Source organism: Caulobacter sp. P1_D6 (genome assembly GCF_056406095.1).
Genome location: NZ_JBFUAW010000006.1, coordinates 32,149 through 50,245, shown reverse-complemented (window position 1 = coordinate 50,245; position 18,097 = coordinate 32,149). Strand labels below are relative to the sequence as shown.

Annotated in this window: 18 protein-coding genes and 1 pseudogene; 11 read left to right on the top strand and 8 right to left on the bottom strand. The window is 69.6% G+C overall.

Annotated features, from left to right (window positions below; translation table 11 throughout):
• Nucleotides 1–5: 5 nt before the first annotated feature.
• Both hisB and AC1DYP_RS03760 read right to left on the bottom strand, forming a co-directional pair.
• Nucleotides 6–596, bottom strand: a complete 591-nt coding sequence (gene hisB, locus AC1DYP_RS03765; protein ID WP_477034437.1) for an imidazoleglycerol-phosphate dehydratase HisB — start codon at nucleotides 594–596, stop codon at nucleotides 6–8.
• Between the two features lie 26 nt (nucleotides 597–622).
• Nucleotides 623–1,612 carry an adenosine kinase gene (locus AC1DYP_RS03760; protein ID WP_477034436.1) on the bottom strand — a complete coding sequence of 330 codons (990 nt, stop codon included), beginning with the start codon at nucleotides 1,610–1,612 and terminating at the stop codon, nucleotides 623–625.
• A 104-nt stretch (nucleotides 1,613–1,716) separates the two neighbouring features.
• On the opposite strand from AC1DYP_RS03760, the gene AC1DYP_RS03755 reads away from it, so the two are divergent.
• Complete coding sequence (locus AC1DYP_RS03755; protein ID WP_477045194.1) at nucleotides 1,717–2,568, top strand: ATP-grasp domain-containing protein; 852 nt, start codon at nucleotides 1,717–1,719, stop codon at nucleotides 2,566–2,568.
• Nucleotides 2,569–2,696: 128 nt separating this feature from the next.
• Here AC1DYP_RS03755 and nth read toward each other — a convergent pair whose 3' ends face one another.
• Nucleotides 2,697–3,386: an endonuclease III gene (gene nth / locus AC1DYP_RS03750; RefSeq protein ID WP_477034434.1), complete on the bottom strand. Its 690-nt coding sequence runs from the start codon at nucleotides 3,384–3,386 to the stop codon at nucleotides 2,697–2,699.
• Nucleotides 3,387–3,452: 66 nt separating this feature from the next.
• Between nth and AC1DYP_RS03745 the strand changes: the two genes are divergently transcribed.
• From AC1DYP_RS03745 to AC1DYP_RS03730, 4 genes and pseudogenes are all read left to right on the top strand, one after another.
• Nucleotides 3,453–3,929: a DUF2244 domain-containing protein gene (locus AC1DYP_RS03745; RefSeq protein ID WP_477045193.1), complete on the top strand. Its 477-nt coding sequence runs from the start codon at nucleotides 3,453–3,455 to the stop codon at nucleotides 3,927–3,929.
• Nucleotides 3,930–3,935: 6 nt separating this feature from the next.
• Nucleotides 3,936–4,030, top strand: a pseudogene (locus tag AC1DYP_RS03740) (hypothetical protein); the annotation flags it as partial.
• Nucleotides 4,031–4,093: 63 nt separating this feature from the next.
• Nucleotides 4,094–4,975, top strand: coding sequence for a methylated-DNA--[protein]-cysteine S-methyltransferase (locus tag AC1DYP_RS03735; RefSeq protein ID WP_477045192.1), 882 nt, complete (start codon nucleotides 4,094–4,096; stop codon nucleotides 4,973–4,975).
• A 48-nt stretch (nucleotides 4,976–5,023) separates the two neighbouring features.
• The gene (locus AC1DYP_RS03730) at nucleotides 5,024–6,085 is read left to right on the top strand and encodes a DUF2252 family protein (RefSeq protein WP_477045191.1); all 1,062 of its coding nucleotides are present in this window, start codon (nucleotides 5,024–5,026) and stop codon (nucleotides 6,083–6,085) included.
• On the opposite strand, the gene hslU is transcribed toward AC1DYP_RS03730, so the two are convergent.
• The 3 genes from hslU to hslV form a co-directional block, all read right to left on the bottom strand.
• Nucleotides 6,082–7,380, bottom strand: a complete 1,299-nt coding sequence (gene hslU, locus AC1DYP_RS03725) for an ATP-dependent protease ATPase subunit HslU (protein WP_477034430.1) — start codon at nucleotides 7,378–7,380, stop codon at nucleotides 6,082–6,084. The genes AC1DYP_RS03730 and hslU overlap by 4 nt on opposite strands.
• Nucleotides 7,377–8,213, bottom strand: coding sequence for a DUF4440 domain-containing protein (locus AC1DYP_RS03720; RefSeq protein WP_477045190.1), 837 nt, complete (start codon nucleotides 8,211–8,213; stop codon nucleotides 7,377–7,379). Before AC1DYP_RS03720 ends, hslU begins: the two co-directional genes overlap by 4 nt.
• A 73-nt stretch (nucleotides 8,214–8,286) precedes the next feature.
• Entirely contained in the window at nucleotides 8,287–8,859 is a 573-nt protein-coding gene (hslV, locus tag AC1DYP_RS03715) for an ATP-dependent protease subunit HslV (protein ID WP_477034428.1), read from the bottom strand.
• 31 nt (nucleotides 8,860–8,890) lie between these two features.
• Between hslV and AC1DYP_RS03710 the strand changes: the two genes are divergently transcribed.
• Nucleotides 8,891–9,628, top strand: a complete 738-nt coding sequence (locus AC1DYP_RS03710; RefSeq protein WP_477045189.1) for a HesA/MoeB/ThiF family protein — start codon at nucleotides 8,891–8,893, stop codon at nucleotides 9,626–9,628.
• On the opposite strand, the gene AC1DYP_RS03705 is transcribed toward AC1DYP_RS03710, so the two are convergent.
• Together AC1DYP_RS03705 and AC1DYP_RS03700 are read right to left on the bottom strand one after the other, a co-directional pair.
• The gene (locus AC1DYP_RS03705; RefSeq protein WP_477045188.1) at nucleotides 9,625–11,628 is read right to left on the bottom strand and encodes an alpha/beta hydrolase family protein; all 2,004 of its coding nucleotides are present in this window, start codon (nucleotides 11,626–11,628) and stop codon (nucleotides 9,625–9,627) included. The genes AC1DYP_RS03710 and AC1DYP_RS03705 overlap by 4 nt on opposite strands.
• A gap of 65 nt (nucleotides 11,629–11,693) precedes the next feature.
• Nucleotides 11,694–12,680 (bottom strand): 2-hydroxyacid dehydrogenase, encoded by a 987-nt coding sequence (locus tag AC1DYP_RS03700; protein WP_477034425.1) that lies wholly within the window; start codon nucleotides 12,678–12,680, stop codon nucleotides 11,694–11,696.
• Between the two features lie 100 nt (nucleotides 12,681–12,780).
• Here AC1DYP_RS03700 and AC1DYP_RS03695 point away from each other — a divergent pair, with 100 nt between their 5' ends.
• The 5 genes from AC1DYP_RS03695 to AC1DYP_RS03675 all read left to right on the top strand — a co-directional run bounded on the left by AC1DYP_RS03695 (nucleotide 12,781) and on the right by AC1DYP_RS03675 (nucleotide 18,071).
• Nucleotides 12,781–13,311, top strand: coding sequence for an SH3 domain-containing protein (locus tag AC1DYP_RS03695; protein WP_477045187.1), 531 nt, complete (start codon nucleotides 12,781–12,783; stop codon nucleotides 13,309–13,311).
• 102 nt (nucleotides 13,312–13,413) lie between these two features.
• Entirely contained in the window at nucleotides 13,414–13,929 is a 516-nt protein-coding gene (fabA, locus tag AC1DYP_RS03690) for a 3-hydroxyacyl-[acyl-carrier-protein] dehydratase FabA (RefSeq protein WP_477034423.1), read from the top strand.
• Nucleotides 13,930–13,997: 68 nt separating this feature from the next.
• Entirely contained in the window at nucleotides 13,998–15,215 is a 1,218-nt protein-coding gene (gene fabB, locus AC1DYP_RS03685; RefSeq protein ID WP_477045186.1) for a beta-ketoacyl-ACP synthase I, read from the top strand.
• Nucleotides 15,216–15,240: 25 nt separating this feature from the next.
• The gene (locus AC1DYP_RS03680; protein ID WP_477045185.1) at nucleotides 15,241–17,193 is read left to right on the top strand and encodes an O-linked N-acetylglucosamine transferase, SPINDLY family protein; all 1,953 of its coding nucleotides are present in this window, start codon (nucleotides 15,241–15,243) and stop codon (nucleotides 17,191–17,193) included.
• Between the two features lie 62 nt (nucleotides 17,194–17,255).
• Nucleotides 17,256–18,071, top strand: a complete 816-nt coding sequence (locus AC1DYP_RS03675; RefSeq protein ID WP_477045184.1) for an enoyl-ACP reductase FabI — start codon at nucleotides 17,256–17,258, stop codon at nucleotides 18,069–18,071.
• The last annotated feature ends 26 nt before the right edge of the window (nucleotides 18,072–18,097 follow it).

Here is an 18,097-nt window from a genome sequence, read left to right as displayed (position 1 = left end):
ATTCCCTACAGCACGCCCTTGGTGGAGGGGGCATGGCCGCCGGTCTTGGGGTCGATCTCGACCGCCTGACGCAGCGCCCGGGCCAGGGCCTTGAACCCGCTCTCGGCGACGTGGTGGGTGTTGTCGCCGTAGAGGGTCTCCAGATGGACGCAGGCCCCGCAGTTCATGGCGAACGCGTGGTGGAACTCCTTGAAGAGCTCAGTGTCCATCTCGCCGACCTTGGGCCGCTTGAAGTCAACCTTCCAGATCAGATAGGGCCGATTGGACAGGTCGATGGCGCAGCGCGTCAACGTCTCGTCCATCGGGATGTAGGCGTGGCCGAAGCGCCGGATGCCCTTGAAGCCGTCCAGCGCCTTGTTGATCGCCAGGCCCAGCACGATGCCGGTGTCCTCGACCGTGTGGTGCATGTCGATGTGCAGGTCGCCCTTGGTCTCGACCTTCAGGTCGAAGCCGCCGTGGCGCGCGAAGCTCTCCAGCATATGGTCGTAGAAACCGATGCCGGTGGAGATCGTCGAGGCGCCGGTCCCGTCGAGATCGATCCAGACCCGGATCTGGGTCTCCTTCGTCTCGCGGACCACTTCAGCGGTGCGGGCCATGGGCTTCCTTAGAGTCCGTTCTGACCTTAGAGGCCGTTCTTCGCGGCCAGTTCCCGCAGGCTGACCTGCGGACGCGGACCGTAGTGGTCGATCACCTCGGCGGCCGCCAGGGAGCCCAGCTGGCCGCAGACCGGCAGCGGGCGGCCCTGGGACAGGCCGTAGAGGAAACCAGCGGCGTATTGGTCGCCCGCGCCGGTCGTGTCCACGACTTTTTCCACCGGATAGGCCGAGATTTCGTGAAGCTGCCCGTTGGAGGCCACGACCGAGCCCTTTTCGCTGCGGGTGATGGCGGCGATCTCGCAGCGGGCGGCCAAGGCCTGCACGGCGGCGTCGAAGTCGGTGGTCTCGAACAGCGAGCAGACTTCGTCGGCGTTGGCGAAGACGATGTCGCACTGGGTTTCGATGAAGCCCAGCAGGGCGCCGCGGTGGCGGTCGACCATGAAGCTGTCGCTCAGGGTCATGGAGATCTTGCGGCCCGCGCCGTGGCTCAGAGCGGCGGCCTTGGCGAAGGCGCGGCGGGCTTCGGGCGGGTCGAACAGGTAGCCCTCGAGATACGAGAACTGCGCGGCCTCGATGATCGCCGGGTCGACGTCGGCCGGGTTCAGCTCGACGCAGGCGCCCAGATAGGTCGACATGGTGCGCTGGGCGTCGGCGGTGACGTTGATCAGGCTCTGGGCCGTGGCGGGGCCTTCCGCCAGCGACGGGGTGGTGAAGTCGCAGCCGATGGCCTTCATGTCGTGGCGGAACACGTTGCCCAGCTGGTCGTCGGCGACCTTGCCGATGAAGGCGACCTTGCCGCCGAAGCTGGCGACGCCGGCGGCGGTGTTGGCGGCCGAACCGCCCGAGGCCTCGATGCCCGCGGCCATCACTTCGTACAGGCTGGCGGCGCGCGCCGGGTCGATCAGGGCCATCGAACCTTTCACCAGACCCTCCCGCTCCAGGAAGGCGTCGTCGCACTGGGCGATGACGTCGACGATGGCGTTGCCGATGGCGGCGACGTCGTAGAGGGCGGTCATGAAAGGCCTTTTTCGAAAGAGCGACGCGCGCGAAGTACCGGATCGAAGGCCGCAAGGCAACGCGAGCCTTGCCCGGAGGAGCACGGCGTTCTACCGCCAAGAGTATGACCGACGTCCTTATTCTCACCCCCGCGCCCGACGAACCCCGCTTCGCCAACAGCTGGTCGCGTCTGTTCGAGCGTCTGGCGACGCCGCTGCGGGCGCGAGGTTTGACCGTCGAGGCCGCCAGCTGGGTCGACGCCGACACGGCTGGCGCGCGCGTTGTGCTGCCGCTGCTCAGCTGGGGTTATCACCTGCGATCCGACGAATGGTTCGCCCGCCTCGACGCCTTGGAGACGGCCGGCGCGCGCCTGGCCAATCCCGTTTCGGTGCTGCGCTGGAACACGACCAAGACCTATCTGGCCGACCTTGCCGCCAAGGGCGCGCCGGTTGTGCCGACCCATGCGGTCGACCGGTTGACCCAGGAGGCCCTCGACCACGCGCGCGACGTGTTCGGCGTCGACACCCTGGTGACCAAGCCGCAGATCTCGGGCGGCTCGCAGGACACCGTCAAGCTGCGCCACGCCGACGGCCTGAAGGGCTGCACGGCGGGCCCGGCCCTGATCCAGCCTTTCCTGCCCGCCGTGGGCGAGGAGGGCGAGCTGTCGCTGTTCTATTTCGACGGCGCGTTCAGCCACGCGGTGACCAAGGTGGCCGTGGCCGGCGATTTCCGCGTCCAGCCGCAGTTCGGCGGCCAGGTCAGCGGCGTCGCGCCCGAGCCCGAGGCCCTGCACGCGGCCGAGATGGTGCTGAAGGCGGCCGGCGCGCCCCTGACCTACGCCCGGGTCGACCTGATCCGGGGCCTGGACGGGGCGCCGCAGCTGATGGAGCTGGAGGTCATCGAGCCGGACCTGTTCCTGGAGCACGTGCACGACGACGGGGCGGCGTTCGCCGATGCCGTCATGAGAGCGCTGTAGCTCTCCCACTTGCCCCCACCTGGCGGCTTCGCCGCCTGTCCGCCCCCGTAGGGGGCGGAGGCCGCCCTCTTCCCCCTGTGGGGGAAGACGATCGCGAAGCGATCCGTTGGGGGGCAAGTGTTCGCCGCCTAGGCGCCGAGAAAAAGCTCCCGAGACGGACACAGATCCGAAATCTTGCACACCTCGCACTTCGGCTTCCTCGCCACGCACACATACCGCCCGTGCAGGATCAGCCAGTGGTGGGCCCGGGTCTTGTAGCGGTCGGGCACGATCCGCATCAGGTCGTCCTCCACCGCGTCCGGGGTCTTGCCGGCCGACAGCTTCAGGCGGTGCGAGACGCGGAACACGTGGGTGTCGACGGCGATGGCCGGTTCGATGTCGAGCTCGTTGAGCACCACGCTGGCCGTCTTGCGGCCCACGCCGGGCAGGCTTTCCAGCGCCTGGCGGTTCAGCGGCACTTCGCCGCCGTAGCGGTCGACCAGGATGTGGGCGGCCGCGATGACGTTCTTGGCCTTGGTCCGGTAGAGGCCGATCGAGGCGATGTATCGCGTCAACTCCGCTTCCCCCAGCTCCAGCATCTTGGCGGCGCTGTCGGCGACCTGGAACAGCGGGCCGGTGGCCTTGTTGACCTGGACGTCGGTGGCCTGGGCCGACAGGGCCACGGCGGTCACCAGGGTGTAGGGGTTGGAATAGTGCAGCTCGGTCTTGGGATGATCCTCCAGGCTCTCGAACCGCGAGAACAGCACCTCGACCCGCTCGCGCTCGGCCGGCGAGACGCGCTTTGCGACGGGGCGTTTCTTCGTGAGGGATTTGGCCATGGGCGGCGACCATGCCGTGATGCGCGCCCCTCGCCAAGCCGTCGCGCCGAGCCTAAATCAGCCGTCATGGCTCAGCCGCTGTATATGGACGCCGTGATCAAGCCGAACCGCTCGATGAGCCGGCGGGGGCTCTATGTCGTCCTGGGCGTGATGATCGCCTTCAACCTGATGGTGGCGGTGTTCCTGCTGGTGGTCGGCGCGCCGCCGGTGCTGCCGTTCCTGGGGCTGGACGTCCTGGCCGTCGGCCTGGCCCTGCGCGCCAGCTTCCGGGCCGCCGAGCGGTCCGAGCGGGTGCGGGTCACCGCCGAGGCCGTCACGGTCAGCCGCGAGGACGAGAAGGGCGCGCGGGTGATCTGGACCTCGCCGACCGCCTTCACCCGCGTGGGAGTCGACCAGCCGGGCGAGCACGAGACCCGGGTGCGGCTGATGATGTCGCGCAAGCGCCTGACCCTGGGCCGGGCGCTCAGCCCGCCCGAGCGGGTGGACTTCGCCCGGGCGCTGGAGCGGGCGATCCTGAAGGCTCGGGCCGAGCGGCACGGCTGAGGGGCCGAAAACCTCGTCCTTCGACAGGCTCAGGATGAGGTTTTCTACTGAACGGGTCTCTCAGTCGTCCTCATCCTGAGCTTGTCGAAGGACGAGGACGGCGTCCGGGCGGAAGCCGCAAGAACCGGGCGGACGGCGTTCTCCCGACGCAGTATCTTCTGTCCATGGCCCTCGATATCTCCCCTTCGCAAGCCTTCGCCCATCTGTCCGAGCGGTCGGCCGACTACGACCGCATGGCCAAGGCCCTGGCCTGGCTGGCCGACCGCTGGCAGGAGCGCCCGTCGCTGGACGAAGCCGCCCAGGCCGTCGGCCTGTCGCCGTTCCACTTCCAGCGGGTGTTCAGCCGCTGGGCCGGGGTCAGCCCCAAGACCTTCGTCGCCGCCATCGCCCACGCCGAGGCGCGCAAGTCGCTGGAGGAGGGGGCCAGCGTGCTCGACGCGGCCTATGACGCCGGGCTGTCGGGCCCGTCGCGCCTGCACGACCTGTTCATCGCCCAGGAGGCCGTCACCCCGGGCGACGTGCGCCGGCGCGGCGAGGGGATCAACCTGACCTGGGGCTGGGCGCCGACGCCCTACGGCAAGGGCCTGTTCGTCATGGCCCCGCGCGGCTTGGCGGGCCTGGCCTTTTCGGACGGCGACGACGAGGCGACTTTCGACGACATGCATCGAAGGTTTCCCGCGGCCGACTGGCGTCGCGATGACGAGGCGGCGGCCCAGACCGCGATCCACGCCTTCGCCGGCGGCGACCAGCCCTTGCCGGTGGTGCTGATCGGCTCGCCGTTCAACGTCCAGGTCTGGAAGGCCCTGCTGCGCATTCCACCAGGCCGGACCTCTAGTTATGGCGAGATCGCCGCCTGGGCCGGCAGCCCGCGCGCCTACCAGGCCACCGGTGGAGCGATCGGGGCCAATCCGATCTCGCTGCTGATCCCCTGCCACCGGGCCATCGCCAAGGACGGGCGGCTGACGGGCTATCACTGGGGCCTGGGCCGCAAGGCGGCGATGCTAGGCATGGAAGCGGTGGAGGCCGGCGGACGGCTTTCGGCCTGACGTTCCAGGGCCTAGTCTCCGGACGATGACCATCACCCGGGAACACGCATGACCGCCTCGATCAAGGCTTCGGCGAAGGCCTACGAGGCCTGGCTGGGCGCGGCCCTGGGCGGCGACCTTGTCGAGGCCGACCTGGCCGAGAAGCACGACAAGATGCGCAAGGGCTCGTTCCCGTTCCTGCGGGCGACCTACTGGCGCTGGGCGGAGACGATCTTCGAGACCTGCCCGGACCTAGCCTCGGCCCCGCCGGTCCTGGCGATCGGCGACACCCACGTCGAGAACTTCGGCTGCTGGCGCGACGCCGAGGGGCGGCTGGTCTGGGGCGCCAACGATTTCGACGACGCGGCGGTCATGCCGTATCCGCTGGACCTGGTCCGCCTGGCCGCCAGCGCGCTGCTGGCCCGCAACGACGAGGACGCCGGGTCGCGCGAGATCTGCGAGGCGATCCTGGCGGGCTACGCCGCCGGCCTGGCCGACCCCCGGCCCTTCATCCTGGAGCGCGATCACAAGTGGCTGCGCAAGGCGGTGGTGCTGCCCGAGCCCGAGCGGGCGGCCTATTGGAACAGGTTCGCCGCGCCTCCGTCGCGTCCGATCCCGCCGCGCTACCGCCAGGCCCTGCGTGCGGCCTTGCCGGATCCGGCTTGCGAGTTCGAGACTTTCCCGCGCACGGCCGGGGTTGGCAGCCTGGGCCGGCCGCGGTTCGTCGCCCGTGCCGACTGGCGGGGCGGTCCGGTGCTGCGCGAGGTCAAGGCGGTGGTCGTCTCGGCCTGGACGCTGCGGCACGGCGGCGATCCGGCGATCCGCGCCGGCGAAGTGGCCGAGGGCGGGTTCCGGGCCGTCGATCCGCACTACCGCGTCGCGGACGGCCTGGTGGTCCGCCGCTTGTCGCCCAACAGCCGCAAGATCGAAGCCAAGGGCTCCGCCGAAGACCTGCTGTCGCCCGACATGCTGATCGCCATGGGCCGCGAGATCGCCGCCTGCCACGCGGGGGACGGCGAGCGCGCTCAGGCGCTAGGCGCGCACCTGCGAGGCCTGCCGCCCGACTGGCTGCGCGACCACGCCAGGGGGGCCGCGCGCCAGGTCGAGGCGGATCAGGCGGCGTTCGACTAGAGGATGAACCGGCTCAGATCGGCGTTCGCCGCCAGCGCGCCGATCCGCGACTGCACATAATCCGCGTCGATCGTGATCGTTTCGCCCGAACGATCCGCAGCCGAGAAGCTGATCTCCTCGACCACCTTCTCCAGGATGGTCTGCAGCCGGCGGGCGCCGATGTTCTCGACCGAGGCGTTGACCGCCACGGCCGCGTCGGCGACGGCGTCGATGGCCTCTTCCGAGAACACCAGGGTGACGCCCTCGGTCAGCAGCAACGCCTGGTGCTGGCGGATCAGATTGGCTTCCGGCTCGGTCAGGATGCGGCGCAGGTCGTCGCGCGACAGGCCCTTCAGCTCCACGCGGATCGGCAGGCGGCCCTGCAGCTCGGGCAGCAGGTCCGACGGCTTGGCCACGTGGAAGGCGCCCGAGGCGATGAACAGGATGTGGTCGGTCTTCACCGGCCCGTACTTGGTCGAGACCGTCGTGCCCTCGATCAGCGGCAGCAGATCGCGTTGCACGCCCTCGCGGGAGACGTCGGCGCCGCCGCGCTGGCTTGAGGACGCGACCTTGTCGATCTCGTCCAGGAAGACGATGCCGTGGTTCTCGGCCAGCTCCAGGGCTTCCTGGGTCAGGGCCTCCTGGTCCAGCAGCTTGTCGCTTTCCTCGGCGATCAGCGGGGCCCAGGCGCCGGTGACGGTGGTCTTGTGGGTCTTGGTGCGGCCGCCGCCGCCGAACGACTTCATCATTTCCGAAAGATTCAGCACCGAGGCGCCCGGCTGGCCGGGGATCTCGAACATGCCGCCGCCGCCCGTATCGGCCAGCTGCAGCTCCACTTCCTTGTCGTCCAGCTCGCCGGCCCGCAGCTTCTTGCGGAAGCTGTCGCGGGCGGCGGTCGCGCCGGGACCGGTCAGGGCGTCGAGGATGCGCTCCTCGGCCGCCGCCTCGGCCTTGGCCCGCACGCCGGAGCGGCGCTTGTCGCGGACCATGGACAGGGCGCTCTCCACCAGGTCGCGGACGATCTGGTCGACGTCGCGGCCGACATAGCCGACCTCGGTGAACTTGGTGGCCTCGACCTTGAGGAACGGCGCCTGGGCCAGCTTGGCCAGCCGGCGGGCGATCTCGGTCTTGCCCACGCCCGTGGGGCCGATCAGCAGGATGTTCTTGGGGGTGACCTCGTCACGCAGGTCGGCCGGCACGCGACGGCGACGCCAGCGGTTGCGCAGGGCCACGGCGACGGCCTTTTTCGCGTCGGTATGGCCGACGATGTAGCGGTCGAGTTCGGAGACGATTTCGCGGGGGGAGAATTCGGTCATGTGTCGGTGTTCAAGGTCTCGAAGATCAGGCGCCACCCTTCGGGGCGCTTTTGCCAGACATGCATATAGTGCGTGTCGATCGGGGTTTCAGAAGGGCCGGTCCAACTGGCCGTCCCGTGGGTCCAGACGAAGTCGCCGGCCGCCGAGGCGCCGCCGCCGTCCATCCTGATCGTCATCCGTGCTGGGCGCAGGCCGATCCGAGCGGCGAGGTCGGCGGGCGCGAGAGCTTCGGTTCCGCCCGGGCCGGTCAGCCAGGCGTCGGACGACAGGGCGGCGCGATAGGCCTTGGGAGCGTCGACGCTCGCGGCCTTGGCCAGATCTGTCTCGGCCGAACGGACGGCGGTCAAGGCTTCGGCGGGCGATCTGGAGCCCTTCGTGGCCGTCGGACCCTGGATCGCCGGGGTCGAGGCGTCGGGCGCGCTCGCGGCGTCGGCCTCGGCCCCGCCGTCGTAGATCCACTTCCACTGGCCGTCGGGGCCCCTGCGCCAGATCGTGGCGTAGTAGCCGCCGCGCTTGCCGTTCACCGCCGAGGGTCCGGCCGACAGGCCCAGATCCCCCGAGCGGGCGATCACCACCTTCTGCGGCCACCATTCCAGCTTGGGCGTCTTGCTGGACGGACGCTTCTCGTAGAGCGCCTTGGCGCTGGCCGGGCCTGGTCGGAACATGATGGCGTCGTCGGCCATGTGCCTGAGGAACGAGTCCCGGATTCCCAGGGCCAGGCCGTCGGCCGCGAAGGCGCGCTCGGCCTTCTCGATCTCGGCGGGCGAAGGTTCGGCGGCCAGGGCCGGGGCGGCGGCCAGCAGCAGCGAGGCGATCAGAACGGTCTTGAGCATCGGGGTCCCTCCCGCCCGCAGCTAAGCGCCGCGCGCGGTCGGTGGCTCGTGAATTCCGCGTAACGCCGCGAAATCAGAGGGTTTCAACCGTCAGGTTGCCGTTGGTGTAGACGCAGATCTCGGCGGCGATGGCCATGGCGCGGCGCGCGATCTCCTCCGCCGTCAGGTCCTGGTCGATCAGGGCCTTGGCCGCGGCCAGGGCGTAGTTGCCGCCCGAGCCGATGGCCGCGACGGAGCCGCCGCCCTGGCTTTCGCCCGGCTCCAGCACGTCGCCGACGCCCGTGACCGTGTAGATCGAGGTCGCGTCGGCCACCAGCAGCATGGCCTCCAGACGGCGTAGGTAGCGGTCGGTGCGCCAGTCCTTGGCCAGGTCGACGCAGGCCCGGGCCAGCTGGTCGGGATACTGCTCGAGCTTGGCTTCCAGCCGCTCGATCAGGGTGAAGGCGTCGGCCGTGGCCCCGGCGAAGCCGGCCACCACCTTGCCGCCGGCCAGGCGGCGCACCTTGCGGGCGTTGCCCTTGACGACGGTTGGGCCCATGGAGACCTGTCCGTCGCCGGCGATCACGGTCTGACCGTTCTTGCGCACCGCTAGAATGGTGGTGCCATGCCAGTCGGGGAAGGAATTGCTGTTTTGCATGTCTCGCATCTGGCGAGGCTCAGCACGGATATCAAGCGCCATGAGCTTTTCGCCGGCCGAAGTCGAACGCTACGCCCGCCACCTGGTGCTGCGCGAGATCGGCGGACCGGGTCAGCAGAAGCTGAAGGCGGCGCGGGTGCTGGTGGTCGGGGCCGGGGGCCTGGGCGCCCCGGCCGCCCTCTATCTGGCCGCCGCCGGGGTGGGGACCCTGGGCCTGGTCGACGCAGACACCGTCGCGTTGTCCAATCTGCAGCGCCAGGTGCTGTTCGCCACCGCCGACACGGGCCGGCCGAAGGTCGAGGCGGCCGCCGAACACCTGACCGCCCTGAATCCGCATCTGAGCGTCGAGACCCATCAGGTATGGCTGGGTGAGGCCAACGCCCGCGACCTGATTTCCCGGTATGACCTGGTGCTGGACGGCACGGACGACTTCGCCACCCGCTTCGCCGTCAGCGACGCCTGCCTGGCCGAGGGCAAGACCCTGGTCAGCGGCGCCCTGGGCCGCTGGACGGGCCAGGTCGGGGTGTTCCAGGGCCGACCCTGCTACCGCTGCCTGGTGCCCGAGACCCCGCCCGACGCGGAGACCTGCGCGATGGTCGGCGTGGTCGGGGCCCTGGCCGGGGTGGTCGGCTCGATGATGGCCCTGGAGGCCGTGAAGGTGATCACCGGCGCAGGCCAGAGCCTGGCCGGCCGCCTGCTGATCTACGACGCCCTGGCCGCCGAGACCCGCACGGTCCGGATCGGCGCCGACCCGGCCTGTCCCAGCTGCGGCGGCTAGGCCTGGTCGAACGCCTTGGCGATGTGCTCGATCGCCTGGTTGAGGATATTGCGGGTGGTGAACCGGTCCCACCCACGGTGGCCGACCCAGGCCAGCTGGACGTATTTGACCGAGGCGCCGGCGGTCTTCAGCGCCCTGTTCATGGTCTTGGACTGTTCGACCGGCACGATCGAATCCAGGTTTCCGTGGATCAGCAGCACCGGCGCCTTGATCTCGCGGGCGCGGAGGGCGGGCGAGCTGGCGGCCAGCAGGGCCTTGTCGGCCACGGGATCGCCGATCGTCTTGACCCAGTACTGGTAGGTCGGCGAATCCGCGCCGTCCTCGTCGCGGGCGTTGGCCAGGAAATCGTCGAGGTGGCTGACCCCGGCGATCGAGACCACGGCGCGATAGGCGTCCGGGGTCTTCACCGCGCCCATCAGGGCCGCGTAGCCGCCGTAGCTGGCCCCGCAGATGGCCACGCGGCGGGTGTCGAGCTTGCCCGTGGCCAGCGCCGCCGCCAGGGCGTCCTCGACGTCGTTCTGCATCTCGACGCCCCAGCGCTTGCGGCCCGCGTCGGCGAAGGCGCGGCCATAGCCGCCCGAACCCCGGAAATTGACCTGCAGGACGGCCCAGCCCTTGGCCGCGAAGGCCTGGACGAAGTTGTCGAAGCTGTAGTCGTCCCGCATCTCCGGCCCGCCGTGCGGGACGACGACCAGGGGACGCGGCCCGGTCGCCTCGCCGATGGGCAGGGTCAGGTAGGCCGTCAGGTCCAGGCCGTCTCGGCTCTTCAGCTTCAGCACGCTCATCGGCGCCAGGCGTCCGTTCAGCCAGGGCTTGGTCTGGCCCAGCAGGCTCAACGACCCCGCCGCGTCGTAGAACCACAGCGAGCCGGGATCCGTCGGGTTGGTGGTGCTCAGCACGAAGCGCTTGTGGTCGAGGCTGACGTCGACGAAGCCGACATTGACGTCGTTGCGGAACACCGCCGACAGCTGGTCGAACTGGGTCTTCAGACCAGGTTCGAAGAACAGGTAGTCGTTGCGGTCCTCGGTGAACGAGGCGGCGATCAGGCGGCTGCGTTCGTCGATGAACACGCCGGTGATGTCGCGGCCCGGCTTGGCCACCACCGCGTCGCCGAGCTCCAGCTTGTTGAGGTCGAACCGCCGCAGCACCTTGCCGTCGTCGCCGTCGCGTTCCGAGGCGACCAGCAGGACGCCGACGTCCGGCGTCGAACCGACGACCTCCAGATCGGAAAACTTGCGCATCTCGTCACGGCGCAACTTGCGATACAGGGTCCAGTCCGGCGCCCCCGGGGCGCGGGTGAACATCGACACCACCGTGCCCCGACGGTTGGAATCAAAGCGCACGACGGGCACGCCGTTCTGGGTGAACCAGCCATAGGTCGCCTGCGACCCGCGCTCGAAGAAGGTCGCCGCCCCGGTCCGCACGTCGACCTTGTAGAGGACGTAGCAGAGCTTCTGGCTGTCCCAGGCCTGCATCAGGACCTGGTTGGGATCGTCGGACAGGGTGTCGACGACCGTGGCCAGGTCGAACTCGCGCAGGAGCCGCTCCTCCTGGCCGAAAAGCAGGGCGGACTCCGAACCGTCCAGGTTCATCGACAGGATGCGGCTCTTGGGCACGTCGAAATAGAGGTCGCCGTAGCGGACGCGGGTGGGCCTGCCGTCCAGCTCCTTGTGCACGTCGACCCAGATCAGCAGCCGCTCGTCGTTGGCCCATTCGATCCGCTGGACGTCGTAGTTCCCGATCAGCACCACCGTCGGCGCGACCTTGGGCTGGTCGGCGTGCTGCAGCAGGACGTAGGCCTTGAGCTGCTCGCGCTCGTGCTCCACCCGCAGCACCGCCAGCTGGGTCCCGTTCGGCGAGAGCGCCGCGCCCAGCAGGGTGGATGGCGCCAGAAGCTCGTCGAGGGTCGGAGGGATCTGGGCGGCCGGAACCGCCACGGCCGCGCCCAGCACCGCCGGCGCGACGGCGCCGCCGGCCAACACCCCACGCCGAGAAATCATGTAAGCCCCCGAATGCAACCCCGGCGACAGGAGCGTGTTTGGCTTACACGGTCAAGCTTGTCGGATCAGAGCATCGACGGGATGACGCGGTCCGGCGGGCGGTGGCCGTCCATGAAGGTCTTCACGTTGACGATGACCTTCTCGCCCATGTCGACGCGGCCCTCGACGGTGGCCGAGCCCATGTGGGGCAGCAGCACGACATTGGGCAGCTTCAGGAGCTTGGGGTTGATGGCCGGCTCGTGCTCGTAGACGTCCAGGCCCGCCCCGGCGATCTCGCCGCGCGCCAGCATGTTGGCCAGGGCCCCTTCGTCGATCACCTCGCCGCGGGCTGTGTTGACGACGATCGCGTGGGGCCGCAGCAGCTTGAGCCGGCGGGCCGACAGCAGATGGTAGGTCGCCGGGGTGTGCGGGCAGTTGACCGAGATGAAGTCCATCCGGGCCAGCATCTGGTCCAGGCTTTCCCAATAGGTGCAGCCCAGTTCCTCGGCGATGCGCGGGCTGACGGGCTTGCGGTTGTGATAGTGCACCTGCATGCCGAAGGCCTTGGCGCGGCGGGCCACGGCCTGGCCGATGCGGCCCATGCCGATGATGCCCAGGCGCTTGCCCCACAGGCGGCGGCCCAGCATCCAGGTCGGCGACCAGCCGTGGAAGCCGCCGGCCTTGACCACCTCCGCGCCCTCGACGATCCGGCGCGAGGCGGCCATGATCAGGGTCATGGTCAGGTCGGCGGTGTCCTCGGTCAGCACGCCGGGGGTGTTGGTGACGATGATGCCCCGGGCGTTGGCCGTGGCGACGTCGATATTGTCCACGCCCGCCCCGAAATTGGCGATCAGCTTGAGCCGGTCGCCGGATCGCGACAGAAGGCGGCTGTCGATGCGGTCGGTGATGGTGGGCACCAGCACGTCGGCCTGGTTCATGGCCTCGACCAGTTCATCGGCCGTCAAGGGTTTGTCGGTGACGTTCAGCTGGGTGTCGAACAGCTCGCACATCCGCGTCTCCACCGGATCGGGGAGTTTGCGGGTGACGATGACTTTGAGCTTGCGAGCTGACATGAGCGGTTCGAAAAGCCTTCCCCAATTGGGCGTTTCCCAAATGGGGCGCCGGGCGGGTGTTTGAAATCAGTAGCAAAGGGGCCGGGTGCGGCCAAGCAACATGCCGACGAATTGCAAACATCGTTCGCTCGGCGCCTTGACGCTCGTCGCGGCCGGACTGGCCGTGCTCGGAGCGGGCGCCGCCTGGGCGCAAGGCCCCAAGGTCACGCCGTCGGGCATGGAGGTGCCGCGCTACGTGTCGCTGAAGTACGGCGAGGTGAACGCGCGCGTCGGGCCGGACGAGGCGCACCGCCTGCTGTGGATCTACAAGGCCAAGGGCATGCCGGTGCAGGTGGTGGCCGAAACCCGCGAGTGGCGCAGGATCTGCGATCCCGAGGGCAACCTGGCCTGGGTGCACAAGCGCACCACCGACGGCCGCCGCACCGCCATGCGCGTCCAGCCCACGCCCCTGGCGCTGCGGGCCCAGCCCAAGGCCGACGCGCGGATCAGCGCTTATCTGGCCGGCCGCTCGACCGCCGGTCTCGACCGTTGCGAAAAGGGCTGGTGCAAGCTGAAGGCCGACGGCGAGTCGGGCTGGGCGCCGCAAAGTGAAATCTGGGGAGCCGCGCCTCAGGTGCAGTGCAAGGAATAGGACGTTTTCGCCCCGTTTCAGCCCTTGGGCAGCGATTGGCGATCACACGCGTTACCGAAAGTAACATTGAGGCGCGGCCCGCCGCCGTGCTAGGGCGAGGCCATGCAACAAAGTTCCTACACCTTCGACGAGCTCCTGGCCTGCGGCCGAGGCGAACTGTTCGGCCCCGGCAACGCCCAGCTGCCGGCGCCGCCGATGCTGATGTTCGATCGCATCGTCCGCATCGAGTCCGAAGGCGGCAAGTACGGCAAGGGTTACGTCGAGGCCGAGTTCGACATCAATCCGGACCTGTGGTTCTTCGCCTGCCACTTCATCGGCGACCCGGTCATGCCCGGTTGCCTGGGCCTGGACGCCCTGTGGCAGTTGGTCGGCTTCTTCCTGGGCTGGTCCGGCGGTCCCGGCCGCGGCCGCGCCCTGGGCGTGGGCGAGGTGAAGTTCACCGGCCAGGTCACGCCGGACATCAAGAAGGTCGTCTACAAGATCGACCTGAAGCGCGTCATCATGCGCAAGCTGGTGATGGGCATCGCGGACGGCGTATTGGAAGCCGACGGCAAGGTCATCTACGAAACCAAGGACCTGAAGGTCGGCCTGTTCACCGCCGAGCAGATGGCGTCTTGATCCAGTCGCAGGGTCGGCCGCTCTAGAGTCGACCCCTTCTGGATCGGGGGAAGAAAAGAGGATTATTCATGCGTCGCGTCGTCGTCACCGGACTGGGGATCGTCTCGTCCATCGGCAACAACGCCAATGAGGTGCTCGCCTCACTGCGTGAAGCCAAGTCCGGCGTGGTTTTCGCGCCGGAGTACGCCGAGTTGGGCTTCCGCTGCCAGGTTCACGCCAGCGTCAAGCTGGACAGCTGGGAAGCCCTGGTCGATCGCCGCGCCGCGCGCTTCCTGGCGCCCGGCACGGCCTATGCGCACATCGCCATGGAACAGGCGATCGCCGACGCCGGCCTGGAGGAGACCGAGGTCTCCAACGAGCGCACGGGGCTGATCGTCGGTTCGGGCGGTCCGTCCACGCGGGTGATCGTCGAGGCGGCGGCCACCACCAAGGAAAAGGGCCCCAAGCGGATCGGTCCGTTCGCGGTGCCCAAGGCCATGAGCTCGGGCCCGTCGGCCGTGCTGTCGACCTGGTTCAAGATCCGCGGCATCAACTATTCGATCAGCTCGGCCTGCGCGACCAGCGCCCACTGCATCGGCGCGGGCGCCGAGCAAATCCAGATGGGCAAGCAGGACATCGTCTTCGCCGGCGGCTGCGAGGAACTGGACTGGACCCTGTCCAACCTGTTCGACGCCATGGGCGCGATGAGCAGCAACTTCAACGACCGTCCGGCCGTGGCCAGCCGCGCCTACGACAAGGACCGCGACGGCTTCGTGATCGCCGGCGGCGCCGGCATCGTGGTGCTGGAAGAATACGAACACGCCAAGGCGCGCGGGGCCAAGATCTACGGCGAAGTGGTCGGCTACGCGGCCAATTCGGACGGTTTCGACATGGTCGCCCCGTCCGGCGAGGGCGCTGCGCGCTGCATGAAGATCGCCATGGCCGAGGCCGGCGGCCGGACCATCGACTACCTGAACCCGCACGGCACCTCCACGCCGGTCGGCGACAGCAAGGAGATGGGCGCGGTCCGCGACGTGTTCGGCGACAAGGCCCCGCTGATCTCCTCAACCAAGTCGCTGACCGGGCACAGCCTGGGCGCGGCCGGGGCGCAGGAGGCGATCTACTCGATCCTGATGCTCGACAACGGCTTCGCCGCCAAGAGCGCCAACATCGAAAACCTCGATCCCGAGTTCGCCGACCTGCCGATCCTGCTGGAGCGTTCGGACAAGCCGCTGACCACGGTGATGTCCAACAGCTTCGGCTTCGGCGGCACCAACGGCACGCTGATCTTCAGCAAGGCCGACTGATCCGGCGGGGCGGGCGGTTCAGGCCATGACCGCGCGCCAAGCCTTCGACCTCTACCAGACCGGCCGTGCCGCCGAGGCGGCGGCGCTGTGCGAGCGCCTGGTCCGCGACGATCCCGGCGCGACGGCCGCCTGGCACATGCTGGGGGTGTCGCGGCTGGCGCTGGGACGAACGGCGGAGGCCCTGGACGCCCTCGACCGCGCCCTGGCGCTGGATCCCGCCCGGGCCGGCGTGCTGACGGCGCGCGCCGCCGCCCTGGTCTCGCTTGAGCGGTTCGAGGAGGGCCTGTCCGCCAGCGCCGCCGCCCTGGCGGCCGATCCCGCCAATCCGATGGTCCTGAACGCCCAGGGCGTGGCCCTGCGCCGCCTCGGCCGGCCGGAAGAGGCCCTGACGGCCTACGACCGCGCCCTGGCGCTGTCGCCGGGCTTCGTGGACGCCCTGTGCAATCGCGGCGGGGCGCTGTCGGACCTCGGCCGGTTCGACCAGGCCCTGGCGGCCCACGACCAGGCCTGCGCCGCCGCGCCCAATCATTCCCAACCCCTGGCCAACCGCGCCGCCTTGCTGATGCTGCTCGGGCGACCCGCCGAGGCGGCTCTGGACCTGGAGCGGGTGGTCGCCCTGGACCCCCGCCATCCCCGCGCCGTCGGCGACCTGTTGCATGCGCGCCGCCTGGTCTGCGACTGGCGGGACGACGCGGCCCTGTTGGCGGCCATCCGAGCCGAGCTGGAGGCGGGGCGGGCGGCCGTCGGCCCGTTCGCGGCCCTGTCGGCGTTCGACGACCCGGCCCTGCATCGTGTCGTCGCCGGCCTGGCCGCGCCGACCGCCGCGCCGACCCCCGTCTGGCCGCCGCGCCCGCCGGGCGACCGGATCCGCGTCGCCTATCTGTCGGCCGACCTGCACGACCACGCCACCGCCCGGCTCATGGCCGGCCTGCTGGAGGCCCACGATCGCGAGCGGTTCGAGATTATCGCCCTGTCCTACGGTCCCGACCTGGGCGGCGCCCTGCGCGAGCGGATCGACGCGACGTTCGAGCGCCGGATCGATGTGCGCCGGATGTCCGACGCCGCCGTGGCGTCTCTGGCCCGCGAGTTGGGCGTCGACATCGTGGTGGACCTGAAGGGCTACACCCAGGACGGCCGGCCGGGGATCCTGGCCCATCGCGCCGCGCCGGTTCAGGTCAGCTGGCTGGGCTATCCCGGAACCTTGGCGGCCCCCTATGTCGACTACGCGGTCGCCGACGCGGTGGTGCTGCCGCCGGGGGCGGAAGGCGATTGGAGCGAGGCGGTGGTCCGCCTGCCGCTCTACCAGCCCAATGACGCCCTGGCCGCGCCCGAAGCGACCGCCAGCCGCGCCGACGCCGGACTGCCGGACGACGCCCTCGTGTTCGCCTGCCTGAACAATCCGGCCAAGATCACGCCCGAGACCTTCGTGGCGTGGATGGCCATCCTGGAGGGCGCGCCCGGCGCGGTGCTGTGGCTCTACGAAGGCTCGCCCGGCGTCGCCGCCAACCTGCGGGCTCGGGCGGAGGAGGCGGGGATCGATCCCGAGCGCCTGATCTTCGCCGCGCCCGCCCCGCACGCCGACCATCTGGCGCGCCAGGGCCTGGCCGACCTGGTGCTCGACACCTGGCCCTACGGCGCCCACACCACGGCCAGCGACGCCCTGCGGATGGGGGTTCCGCTGCTGACCCTTCCAGGCAAGAGCTTCGCCAGCCGGGTCGGCGCCAGCCTGCTGACCGCGCTGGGCCTGCCCGAACTGATCGCGCCGGACGTCCAGGCCTATGTCGCCGCCGCCGTGCGCCTGGCCTCGGATCGAGCGGCGCTCCAAGCGCTGAAAACCCGCCTGGACAAGTCTTTGCGGACCTCGTCGGTGTTCGACCCCGTCGCCTTCGCCCGGCATCTGGAAGCGGCGTTCCAGGCCCTCCACACCCGCGCTCGGGCCGACCTGTCGCCCGCAGGCCTCGACATTGATCCCGTCTGAAGGGTTCCGCGAACAACGAGCGCCTGCTAGCTAGCGCTCAAGGATTCCAGGAGAGCCAAGCCATGGCCGACGATTACGCATTCCCCAAGGGCGAGCTGATGCGAGGCAAGAAGGGCCTCGTCATGGGCGTCGCGAACCATAATTCGATCGCCTGGGGCATCGCTTCGCAGCTCGCCGCCCAGGGCGCCGAGATGATCTTCACCTACCAGGGCGAAGCGCTCGAGCGCCGCGTGCGGCCGCTGGCCGAGAGCATCGGCGTCACCACCCTGGTCCCGGCCGACGTCACCGACGACGCCTCGATGGACGCGGCTTTCGTCGCGATCGAGGAGAAGTTCGGGACGATCGACTTCGTGGTCCACTCGGTGGCCTTCGCCAACAAGGACGAGCTGAAGGGCTCGTTCGTCGACAACACCACCCGTGACGGCTTCCTGCTGGCCATGAACATCTCGGCCTTCAGCTTCGTGGACGTCGCCAAGCGCGCCGCGAAGATCATGCCGAACGGTGGTTCGCTGATCACCATGACCTATCTGGGATCGGAGCGGACCATTCCGAACTACAACACCATGGGCGTGGCCAAGGCCGCCCTGGAAGCGGCGACCCGCTACATCGCCCGCGACCTGGGCCCCAAGGGCATCCGCTGCAACGCCATCTCGGCCGGCGCCATGCGCACCCTGGCCCTGGCCGGCATCGCCGGCGGCCGCGGCATGATCGCCCAGGGCCGGGCGTTCAGCGCCATGAAGGAAGACACCTCGATGGAAGGCGTCGCCGGCGCGGCCCTGTGGCTGGTTTCGGACCTGGGCCGCTCGACCACCGGCGAGGTCGTCCACGTCGACGCGGGCTTCCACATGATGGGCATGCCCGACGAAGCCGAAGCCTAGGGCTCGGCGACATCGCGAAAGAGACA

What these genes read in the sequence shown, in the direction of transcription:
- AC1DYP_RS03705 (WP_477045188.1), bottom strand. Translation starts at nt 11,628, where the DNA reads ATGATTTCTCGGCGTGGGGTGTTGGCCGGCGGCGCCGTCGCGCCGGCG.
- AC1DYP_RS03735 (WP_477045192.1), top strand. Translation starts at nt 4,094, where the DNA reads ATGGCCCTCGATATCTCCCCTTCGCAAGCCTTCGCCCATCTGTCCGAG.
- hisB (WP_477034437.1), bottom strand. Translation starts at nt 596, where the DNA reads ATGGCCCGCACCGCTGAAGTGGTCCGCGAGACGAAGGAGACCCAGATC.
- hslV (WP_477034428.1), bottom strand. Translation starts at nt 8,859, where the DNA reads ATGCGAGACATGCAAAACAGCAATTCCTTCCCCGACTGGCATGGCACC.
- AC1DYP_RS03745 (WP_477045193.1), top strand. Translation starts at nt 3,453, where the DNA reads ATGGCTCAGCCGCTGTATATGGACGCCGTGATCAAGCCGAACCGCTCG.
- AC1DYP_RS03680 (WP_477045185.1), top strand. Translation starts at nt 15,241, where the DNA reads ATGACCGCGCGCCAAGCCTTCGACCTCTACCAGACCGGCCGTGCCGCC.
- fabB (WP_477045186.1), top strand. Translation starts at nt 13,998, where the DNA reads ATGCGTCGCGTCGTCGTCACCGGACTGGGGATCGTCTCGTCCATCGGC.
- AC1DYP_RS03760 (WP_477034436.1), bottom strand. Translation starts at nt 1,612, where the DNA reads ATGACCGCCCTCTACGACGTCGCCGCCATCGGCAACGCCATCGTCGAC.
- AC1DYP_RS03675 (WP_477045184.1), top strand. Translation starts at nt 17,256, where the DNA reads ATGGCCGACGATTACGCATTCCCCAAGGGCGAGCTGATGCGAGGCAAG.
- AC1DYP_RS03710 (WP_477045189.1), top strand. Translation starts at nt 8,891, where the DNA reads ATGAGCTTTTCGCCGGCCGAAGTCGAACGCTACGCCCGCCACCTGGTG.
- AC1DYP_RS03730 (WP_477045191.1), top strand. Translation starts at nt 5,024, where the DNA reads ATGACCGCCTCGATCAAGGCTTCGGCGAAGGCCTACGAGGCCTGGCTG.
- AC1DYP_RS03700 (WP_477034425.1), bottom strand. Translation starts at nt 12,680, where the DNA reads ATGTCAGCTCGCAAGCTCAAAGTCATCGTCACCCGCAAACTCCCCGAT.
- nth (WP_477034434.1), bottom strand. Translation starts at nt 3,386, where the DNA reads ATGGCCAAATCCCTCACGAAGAAACGCCCCGTCGCAAAGCGCGTCTCG.
- fabA (WP_477034423.1), top strand. Translation starts at nt 13,414, where the DNA reads ATGCAACAAAGTTCCTACACCTTCGACGAGCTCCTGGCCTGCGGCCGA.
- AC1DYP_RS03695 (WP_477045187.1), top strand. Translation starts at nt 12,781, where the DNA reads ATGCCGACGAATTGCAAACATCGTTCGCTCGGCGCCTTGACGCTCGTC.
- AC1DYP_RS03720 (WP_477045190.1), bottom strand. Translation starts at nt 8,213, where the DNA reads ATGCTCAAGACCGTTCTGATCGCCTCGCTGCTGCTGGCCGCCGCCCCG.
- AC1DYP_RS03755 (WP_477045194.1), top strand. Translation starts at nt 1,717, where the DNA reads ATGACCGACGTCCTTATTCTCACCCCCGCGCCCGACGAACCCCGCTTC.
- hslU (WP_477034430.1), bottom strand. Translation starts at nt 7,380, where the DNA reads ATGACCGAATTCTCCCCCCGCGAAATCGTCTCCGAACTCGACCGCTAC.